7 protein-coding genes and 1 pseudogene are annotated in these 9,345 nt (G+C 42.2%); 2 read left to right on the forward strand and 6 right to left on the reverse strand.

Annotated features, from left to right (window positions below; translation table 11 throughout):
* Window positions 1-42: 42 nt before the first annotated feature.
* Window positions 43-471: a hypothetical protein gene (locus APA_RS20940; protein WP_201324167.1), complete on the reverse strand. Its 429-nt coding sequence runs from the start codon at window positions 469-471 to the stop codon at window positions 43-45.
* Window positions 471-773 (reverse strand): annotated as a pseudogene (locus tag APA_RS20945) (DUF5674 family protein); the annotation flags it as partial. The gene APA_RS20940 and the pseudogene APA_RS20945, both read right to left, overlap by 1 nt.
* A 286-nt stretch (window positions 774-1,059) precedes the next feature.
* Between APA_RS20945 and APA_RS20950 the strand changes: the two are divergent.
* Both APA_RS20950 and glmU read left to right on the forward strand, forming a co-directional pair.
* Entirely contained in the window at window positions 1,060-2,448 is a 1,389-nt protein-coding gene (locus APA_RS20950) for an aspartate ammonia-lyase (RefSeq protein WP_201324169.1), read from the forward strand.
* A gap of 327 nt (window positions 2,449-2,775) precedes the next feature.
* Window positions 2,776-4,140: a bifunctional UDP-N-acetylglucosamine diphosphorylase/glucosamine-1-phosphate N-acetyltransferase GlmU gene (gene glmU, locus APA_RS20955; protein WP_201324170.1), complete on the forward strand. Its 1,365-nt coding sequence runs from the start codon at window positions 2,776-2,778 to the stop codon at window positions 4,138-4,140.
* Window positions 4,141-4,185: 45 nt separating this feature from the next.
* Here the strand turns inward: glmU and APA_RS20960 are convergent, their stop codons facing one another.
* The 4 genes from APA_RS20960 to APA_RS20975 all read right to left on the reverse strand — a co-directional run bounded on the left by APA_RS20960 (window position 4,186) and on the right by APA_RS20975 (window position 9,267).
* A complete protein-coding gene (locus APA_RS20960) occupies window positions 4,186-5,163 on the reverse strand; it encodes a sensor domain-containing diguanylate cyclase (protein ID WP_201324173.1) in 978 nt (325 codons plus the stop codon).
* Between the two features lie 272 nt (window positions 5,164-5,435).
* The gene (locus APA_RS20965) at window positions 5,436-6,821 is read right to left on the reverse strand and encodes a DUF2330 domain-containing protein (RefSeq protein ID WP_201324171.1); all 1,386 of its coding nucleotides are present in this window, start codon (window positions 6,819-6,821) and stop codon (window positions 5,436-5,438) included.
* 106 nt (window positions 6,822-6,927) lie between these two features.
* On the reverse strand, window positions 6,928-8,319 hold the full coding sequence (locus APA_RS20970) for a DUF2330 domain-containing protein (RefSeq protein ID WP_201324172.1): 1,392 nt from the start codon (window positions 8,317-8,319) through the stop codon (window positions 6,928-6,930).
* Between the two features lie 63 nt (window positions 8,320-8,382).
* Window positions 8,383-9,267 (reverse strand): RnfABCDGE type electron transport complex subunit D, encoded by an 885-nt coding sequence (locus APA_RS20975; protein ID WP_201324174.1) that lies wholly within the window; start codon window positions 9,265-9,267, stop codon window positions 8,383-8,385.
* Window positions 9,268-9,345 lie beyond the last annotated feature (78 nt).

The raw sequence follows: 9,345 nt of genomic DNA on the forward strand, positions 1-9,345 counted from the left end.
GATATAGCGATCGCGAATCTATACCATTACTTCCAATTGTAACTAAGCAGAAACAACAGTTTCTTTTACAATTAAAATATCAACACCACGTAATCTGTTAGTTTCAGACACCACATCGCTAGATTGCAGATCGCTATTCACACCGATCATCAATCCCGCCATCACCAATAAACGATCTGACTGATGGCGAGTATGCAAAGATAACAGCGATCGCGGCTCCACAGGAAAAACTTGCCACCAAGCAAGCAACTCCCTATGCATCATCGCCAGATCTAGCAGAAACTGCTGTGGAACATTCGGCACGCACCAATCAATAGCTAAAGCTGCCTCACGCAGAGAAAGTTTTGTTAGTTCATCATAAGCAGGAGAATCTGCATAGCGCGATATATTAGCAAGAGTTGAAGCGATATTGCCAATCTGCTGCTGCCAACTTAAAAGTTTAAATCTTTCATACAGACTTTGACGTTCCATTACACCACCTCCAAAAGATAACGAACTATTTTTTCAATTCTCGCTTTGATCTGTAAATCCCTGACTTCCATTGTCATATTTTGTTGACGAGGACGAATGTTAATAATTGACTCAAGCCCGACCTCTTTCGTTTGAGGATACCAATCCGCACCCCAGATATTTTCTTGTTGACTACCATCATCTAGCAATAACTGCTCGCAATCAAAATGAAGTTCACCACCACCAGCTAGAATTTCTCTTGATACATCAACTGCAAGTTTAATTCTCAGACCAAAGAATGGTTCCGCCATTTCTCTGATTTTTTTTGAAGTACTAGGTTCTCAAACGATTATCATAAAAACATCATTATCTTTGGCTAATTGATTGAATATGGCTTAGCCACTAGGATTATAGCAAAAGCTTTAAAAGCAGATGTAGCTAAACGATCTCCTGATATAGCGATCGCTAATCTATACCATTACTTTCAAATTGATATGTTTTATAGCGATCGCAATTCTTTGGTGCAAATAAATGAATTTAATCTCGACTTGCCAAGTTAACATTAATCTATAACGCATATCTAAAAAAACAGCCGATTCCAATATTCCTATGACTAGAACCGAACGCGACTCTATGGGGGAAATGTCCCTGCCCGATGACGTTTACTATGGGATTCAAACTGTAAGAGCGATCGATAACTTTAAGATTAGTGGACTTAAGCCTCTGCCTACCTTTGTGGATGCTTGTTTACTAATCAAAAAAGCCACAGCATTAGTTAACGCCGAACTCGGTTGTATACCTGTCGGTATGGGCATGGCGATCGCGGCGGCAGCAGATGAAATATTAGACGGTCAATTACGCGATCAGTTTGTTGTAGATGTGTATCAAGCGGGTGCAGGCACATCACACCATATGAATATCAATGAGGTGTTAGCAAATCGCGCCCTTGAAATTTTGGGTGATGTCAAGGGTAATTACAACAATGTGAACCCTAACGATCATGTTAATTACGGACAGTCTACTAATGATGTAATTCCCACAGCGATTAGGATTGGGGCATTATTAGCGCTCGATCAAGTACTTTTTCCTGCGTTAGCAAATCTCAATGAACAGCTACGGATTAAAGCGATCGCATTTGCAGGAATCGTTAAATCTGGACGCACCCATTTACAGGATGCTGTCCCCGTCAGACTTGGCGATGAGTTTCAAGCCTATGCGCAGATTATTAGCGACCATGTGAAGCGGATTCGCTTAGCGGCAAATGATCTCAAAAGCTTGGGTTTAGGTGGTAGTGCCTCTGGTACTGGACTAAATACACATCCGCAGTATTGCGATCGCGTTGCCGAAAAGCTCAGCGAGATCACAGGATTTGAGCTAACACCAGCTAGTAACCTGATGGCAGCAATGCAAAGCATGGCTCCCTTTGTAAATGTATCGGGTGCAATTCGCAACCTTGCCCAAGATACTTGCAAAATTGCTAACGACTTACGCTTGATGGATTCAGGACCCAAAACAGGTTTACGCGAAATCCAGTTACCACCTGTGCAACCAGGCTCATCGATTATGCCAGGCAAATATAATCCTGTGATTGCTGAGATGACAAATATGGTTTGCTATCAGGTGATTGGTTATGACACTGCGATCGCCTTTGCCGCTCAGGCGGGTCAGTTGGAGCTAAATGTAATGATGCCTCTGATTGCCTATGATTTGATTCAAAGCATTGAGATTTTGGGCAATGCGATCGATACTCTCGCGACAAAATGTATTAGAGGAATCGTTGCCGTTGAGGATCGCTGTTTAGCCTATGCGGAAGGTAGCCTTTCACTAGTTACTGCATTAAATACTCACATTGGTTATCTCAATGCTGCCGATGTCGCGAAGGAATCCCTAGCAACAGGTAAATCTTTGCGTCAAGTAGTTTTGGACAAGGGATTGATGACGGAGGAGAAACTAGCTGAAGTTCTTGATCTTGAGCAAATGAGCCGTCCGAATGGATAAAAGCAACCCTCATCCCCTTCTCCCGCAGGAGAAGGGGAGTAAGATTTTTTGCTCTTAGTCAAGAACTAGGATTGGAAATCTCTTTCTGCCTCTCCTGCGGGCTAACGTGTACACACATCTAAGTTTGTGTGTAAAATCAAGGAAATTACCCCACCCTAACCCTCCCCTTGCAAAGGGGAGGGAACAAGATTTCTGGTCTTCCCCCTTTGCAAGGGGGAATTAAAGGGGGTAAGTCCGACTTGTGTATACACGGTAGCTCCTGCGGGAGAGGGTTGGGGTGAGGGCTATCAATTCACAAAATTATTATCAATGGAGAAATAGAAAATTATGTTAGCAGTAGCAGTATTAGCGGCGGGTAAAGGAACACGCATGAAGTCAGCGTTACCCAAAGTATTACAACCTCTTGGCGGCAAATCATTAGTTGAGAGAGTTCTCAATGCTACAGATGCGCTCAACGCCGATCGCCGTATTGCGATCGTTGGCTATTGTAGCGATCAAGTTCGGGCTGCTCTCGCAGATTATCCTCAACTAGAATTTGCTGAACAAACAGAGCAATTAGGCACAGGTCATGCAATTCAGCAATTGTTAGAACCACTAGCAGGATTTGAAGGCGAACTTGTAGTACTTACGGGTGACTCGCCTTTAATGCGTACCGAAACTATTCAAGCCTTAATCGATAGCCACTGCCAACACAAAGCTTCAGCAACAGTGCTTACAGGGCTTCTTTCTAATCCAACTGGTTATGGTCGAGTATTCTGCGATCGCGAGATGAAGATCGAACGGATCATTGAGCATCGTGATTGCAATCCTGAACAGCTTCTCAATCAGCGCGTTAGTACGGGTGTCTATTGCTTTGATTGGCAAGAATTAGCTCAGGCTCTACCGAAACTCACCACCAATAACGCTCAAAAGGAATATTATCTTACCGAAGTATTTGACTATCTCAAGTCAGTTTATGCCAGTGATTTAGAAGATTCCGATGAAAGCCTTGGCATTAACGATCGCATCCAGTTAGCTCAGGCACATGAGATCTTACAAAAAAGAGCGCGAGAAAAATGGATGCGGGCTGGAGTCACCATGCTACTTCCTGAAACAATCACCATTGATGATGGAGTGGAACTTGCGCCGAATGTGATTATCGAACCACATTCCCATTTACGTGGTAATACTAAGGTTGGTGAAGGGACTACGATTGGACCTTCAAGTCTATTGTCAAACAGCATTATTGGCGAGAACTGTTCTGTTCAATTTTCGGTGATCGAAGATAGCAAAATTGCAGATAACTGCCGAATTGGGCCATTTGCGCGAATTCGGGGCGAGTCCAATGTGGGTGAAAAATGTCGGATTGGTAATTTTGTGGAACTTAAAAATGCCAAAGTTGGAGATCGCACAAATGCCGCCCATCTCAGCTATTTGGGTGATGTCACACTCGGCAAGCAAGTAAATATTGGCGCAGGAACGATTACAGCTAATTATGATGGCTTCAAAAAGCACCAAACTGTCATCGGCGATCGCAGCAAAACTGGTTCTAATTCAGTTCTCGTTGCGCCCATTGAAATTGGTGAAAATGTGAATATTGCGGCAGGTTCGATAATTGTCGAGAATGTTGAAGATAATGCTTTAGCGATCGCTAGAGCTAAACAGATTGCCAAGCCTGATTATTACGATCAAGAAGGTCGGAAAAAGAATTAAAAATATAAGGCGGTACTTCCCGCCCCCTCATACTTTTAGGGCTTATTAAGCCAAACTTTCTTTTGTCCGCTTCTCACGTTTTTGTTTGTACATTAGTCGATCTCCATCAGCTAAAAGATCATTGATTGATTGATGTCGGATAGGATCAAACTCAATTATACCAACGCTGTAAGCAATGTCATAACTACGCGAGGCTTGGTTGTTAAAGTCTGTTAGCACTTGACCGAGACGCTGTAAAATTTGCTGTGTTTCTCTCTGATCGGCGTTTGACAATAAAGCTACAAATTCATCCCCGCCTAGCCTACCGATTACATCTGATGTACGAAAAGCTTCTTTCAAGATTTTGCTAAAACTGATTAAAGCATAATCGCCTTCAGCATGTCCGTAGCGATCGTTAATCTCTTTAAATAAATCTAAATCAAAAAAGAAGAGAGAAGCTGGCTTATTCAGTCGTTTACATAGATTTAATGCGTGGATCGCTAGAGCGATAAATCCACGCCGATTAGATATTTGGGTCAACTCATCGATCGTTGCTAATTGTACTGAAGCTAGTTCTTGTGCTGCCATTTGCCCAAGGTCACGTAATAACTCTTTGTCTTCCTCACTGAGTATTCGAGGCTCTCGATCAATTAAACAGAGTGTACCGATCTTAATTCCTTCAGAGATTACTAGTGGGACTCCCGCATAAAAGCGAATTCTCGGTTCATTAGTAACCAGAGGGTTATCGTAAAATCTATCATCCAATGAGGCATCAGAAATCATAAAAATATCGTCACCTAAGATCGCATGACCACAAAAGGATATATCGCGTGACATCTCCTTTACTTCTAAACCTTGACAGGATTTAAACCATTGGCGATTCATATCGATAAAGCTGACTAATGCAATCGGCACTCCAAATAGTCGCCTTGCTATTCTAGTTAGACGATCAAAACGTTCCTCTGGTTCTGTATCGAGAATATCTAGCGATCGCAGCATGGTAATGCGGCTCTCTTCATTCTCTGGGTAGTCTGGTACTTTCATTGGCATTTACTATTTAGCATAAGTATGCAAAATAATATCTTTAAGGATAAGTGATGTGAAAATTACAGTGCTTTACGCCGTAACAAAAATCTTGTGATTTCTCGTAGATTCAAATTACTATAAAACTACTAAGAATTATCGAAATAATTCAAATATTATTATAATCAAGCAAGATAGAAGAATTAGTAAAATTGAAGTGAAACCAAAAGCTAGTTGGGATAATTCATGAGTTATCCCAACTAGCTTTTGTAACAAATTTCTTTAGCTGGTGATTATTTCCAGAGATTTTCCCAGAAGGGAACCTCTACAGGATCAGGCAAACTAGAAATATTCATCTTGCGGCGAATATCGGCAATATTCCAACCCGTTAATTTAGATAGATTTTTGGCTTCTTTTTCAAAGCGGGGTCGTAGCGATCGCTGATATTCTTTACCTGCATCACATTTTGTCTCACCTTTAAACGCATGTCGTAGAACATAGCGCCCTTGGAAAGATTCTTGATTTGAGGTTTCCTTAAATGTTAAGTCTTCGGGGAATTTATCGCGATTATAACGAATATGTAAGCGCGTGATAAAGACTCGACCATCATTAGTAAAAACAGGAGGAAAACGGCGACTTGATGGTTGGACAGGATTTGGACTGTCTTGCCAAAACACACCTGCCTTACGAAGTTCCTCTTGCGAGAGAGGTTCAGCAGAACAAGGATCGCAGCTTGACATATCCCACGCATATTCTAAGAAGGCAACTTTGCGACCTTCTTTTTCATAGGAAGTCTTAAACATTGACTTATAGAAGTTACCAAATTCACTCTTTACATAGACAGGAATATCATCGCCTGATGGTACTTTGATCGTGCGATAGTTGGCTACTTCAGCTTGTCCCTTGGATGAAAGAATGTAGACTAGCAAGTCTTGATCGCCATTTGCATTCAACATTCCTAAGCGAATAGGAAGCATGAACTTCGGTGATTCATATGCCATCATCAGAGGTCTTAGTGATTGTGAACCTGTTTTATTGAGTTCAGCAATATTCACCTTTGCCACAAAGAACTTCATGTTTTGGCGAATATAGGGCTGAAGTATTTCTTTTGCGCCTTGGGGAATTTTGTAGTCATTATCAAGTAGCCAAGATTCTAATCCATCAGAATCTTTGGCACTGAGAATGAGAATGTCGTATTCTCCTACAGCAAACTTAGCTTCGATCGTGACTTGATAATTAGCACGACGTGCGTTTGAGTCCATTGAAGAAACAGGAGCATTTGTTGGCTCTAAATCTCGAAGCCTTCCGTCATCAAATCCATATTTAGCACAGGGATCAGAGTCAAAGTATTCGACTAAGCGAGGAGCGCTAAAGGAATCAAGGCGATTGACGATCTTCTGTTCGCCGATACGAACTTGTTCTTTTTTTAGTAATACTGGTACTGGCACAACTAGCGCGAAGTCTTTGACATCTCCTTGATAGTCATTTGCCATTGTTAAAACTGTGCGCTTGCCGTCACGGGCAATCACAACTTGCGAAGCTTTGTTAAAAAGACTGGCATCGGCTTGTGATACATAGAAACCACAGAAGGCGAAGACTGCTGGGGAATAGGCAAAGACGACTAAGCAAGAAAGGGCAGTACTCAATAGTACCCGCATCCAAATCAGAAATTTTTTCATAATCTAGCCTTGAAAATTAAATATAGCGGATTTCATTTTGCCTACGACAAAATGAAATCCGCAAACCCTTACTGTGATTGTTTTTTGTTTTGCAAAATAGCAGCAACTATTTCCAGAGATTTTCCCAGAAGGGCACTTCTATAGGATCGGGAAGACTAGAAATATTCATCTTGCGGCGAATATCGGCAATATTCCAACCCGTTAATTTAGATAGATTTTTGGCTTCTTTTTCAAAGCGGGGTCGTAGCGATCGCTGATATTCTTTACCTGCATCACATTTTGTCTCACCTTTAAACGCATGTCGTAGAACATAGCGCCCTTGGAAAGATTCTTGATTTGAGGTTTCCTTAAATGTTAAGTCTTCAGGGAATTTATCGCGGTTGTAACGAATATGTAAGCGCGTGATAAAGACTCGACCATTATTGGTTGGGAATGGGATAGGGCGACGAATCCGCCCACCTGAAGAAGTATTTATATTTGAAGAGTCTAACCAAAATACACCTGCTTTACGAAGTTCCTCTTGCGAGAGAGGTTCGGCAGAACAAGGATCGCAGCTTGACATGTCCCATGCATATTCTAAGAAGGCAACTTTGCGTCCTTCCTTTTCGTAGGAAGTCTTGAACATAGACTTATAGAAGTCACCAAATTCATTTTTTACATAGACAGGAATATCATCACCCGATGGCACTTTGATCGTGCGATAGTTGGCTACTTCAGCTTGTCCCTTGGGTGAAAGAATATAGACTAGCAAGTCTTGATCGCCATTCGCATTCAACATTCCTAAGCGAATAGGAAGCATAAACTTCGGTGATTCATATGCCATCATCAGAGGTCTTAGTGATTGTGAACCTGTTTTATTGAGTTCAGCAATATTCACCTTTGCCACAAAAAACTTCATGTTCTGGCGAATATAGGGCTGAAGTAGTTCTTTTGCTCCTTGGGGAATTTTGTAATCATTATCAATTAGCCAAGATTCTAATCCATCAGAATCTTTGGCACTGAGAATCAGAATGTCGTATTCTCCAACTGCAAACTTAGCCTCGATCGTGACTTGATAATTACCACCACGGTTTTTTGATTCCGCTGCAGGAGCCGCAGATCTTGTTGCTCCCGAAAGGGTTACTCTGTCATAGGCTTCATATCTGGCACAGGGATCGGAGTCGAAATATTCGACTAGGCGAGGTGCGCTAAAGGAATCGAGGCGATCGATAATTTTCTGCTCACCAATACGAACTTGCTTTTCTTTCAGCAATACTGGCACTGGCACAACTAGAGCGAAGTCTTTGACATCTCCTTGATAGTCATTTGCCATCGTTAAAACTGTGCGCTTGCCATCACGGGCAATCACAACTTGCGAAGCCTTGTTAAAGAGACTAGCATCGGCTTGTGATACATAAAAGCCACAGAAAGCGAAGACGGCTGGAGAATAGGCAAAGACAACTAAACAAGCAAGGGCAGTGCTTAAAAGTACACGCATCCAAATCAGAAATTTTTTCATATATCTATCCTTGAGAATCAGTAATATGAGTGAGCGCACGAAGCGCTCTCACTCGTATTGGTTTTAGTTGGAAGGTAAAGCGCTATATCGTTTGGGTAACCATTGGAATCGTGGCGCATTCCAGATGCGATCGCATAAAACGGTGAGTGGTGAGATTAGAAATAACGCATAAAACATCGCATCTGCGTTGAAGAACACATTGCGGAAGATGAATGCTAAAACGGCGATCGCAAAAGCCCAAATTAACCGCGCTACTTTAGCATTAGGAATGGAACGCGGATCAGTGATCATAAATAAAGCAAATAGCAACAGAGAGCCACTAGTCAGGCGATGGGCTAGGACATCCCAAGTCCAACCCAACCATAGATTTCGCAATCCTTCTAAAATCGCATAGGAAGCTAAAAACATAAAGCTCGTATCCCAACGCCCCACCTTTTTGAGAACGATGCCACCTAAGCCCAGAAAGACCAAAGCATATAAGCTATCTTCGCCCCATTGTCCGTTAGAAACCCATGCGTGGCTGTTCCCCACAAAACTATCTAACAACAAAACTACAACAATCCCAAAGTTAGCGGGATTGAACCAATGTTTGCTATTGGTGCGGAAGATAAATTTGCTAGCGATCGCCAAGAACGACGCACAGGCGATCGCGCCATAACTGTCGGAGCGCAATAGTAAACTTAAGCCCAAGGCGGTAATCGTAGCGCTTTTGAGTGAGAGCCAGCGCTCATGCTTTTGTGGTGTTGCTGGTGGAAATATGCTGACCATACATATCTGCGTTAACCAACAAGTCGCAAAGGTAATTGCGATCGCGATCGGTTTCAGCGACCAATCGCGGGTACTCACACCGAGCACGAAAAAGACCGATAAAAATATAATCTGATAATCGCGAGCATCTTTGAATGTTGGGATGCTAAAAGCGAAAAATTTGGAAAGCGATCGCGGCATCGCCAAAGGAAACTTCAATGACTGCATAGCTTTCTGACCAACAATAAAGTTTGCATCAGTATAAGCTCATAGATTTTA

Source organism: Pseudanabaena sp. lw0831, assembly GCF_016584665.1.
Taxonomy (GTDB): Bacteria; Cyanobacteriota; Cyanobacteriia; order Pseudanabaenales; family Pseudanabaenaceae; genus Pseudanabaena.

Coding starts and splice junctions, on each gene's coding strand:
- APA_RS20940 (WP_201324167.1), bottom strand. CDS start 471: ATGGAACGTCAAAGTCTGTATGAAAGATTTAAACTTTTAAGTTGGCAG.
- APA_RS20950 (WP_201324169.1), top strand. CDS start 1,060: ATGACTAGAACCGAACGCGACTCTATGGGGGAAATGTCCCTGCCCGAT.
- APA_RS20975 (WP_201324174.1), bottom strand. CDS start 9,267: ATGCCGCGATCGCTTTCCAAATTTTTCGCTTTTAGCATCCCAACATTC.
- APA_RS20965 (WP_201324171.1), bottom strand. CDS start 6,821: ATGAAAAAATTTCTGATTTGGATGCGGGTACTATTGAGTACTGCCCTT.
- APA_RS20960 (WP_201324173.1), bottom strand. CDS start 5,163: ATGAAAGTACCAGACTACCCAGAGAATGAAGAGAGCCGCATTACCATG.
- glmU (WP_201324170.1), top strand. CDS start 2,776: ATGTTAGCAGTAGCAGTATTAGCGGCGGGTAAAGGAACACGCATGAAG.
- APA_RS20970 (WP_201324172.1), bottom strand. CDS start 8,319: ATGAAAAAATTTCTGATTTGGATGCGTGTACTTTTAAGCACTGCCCTT.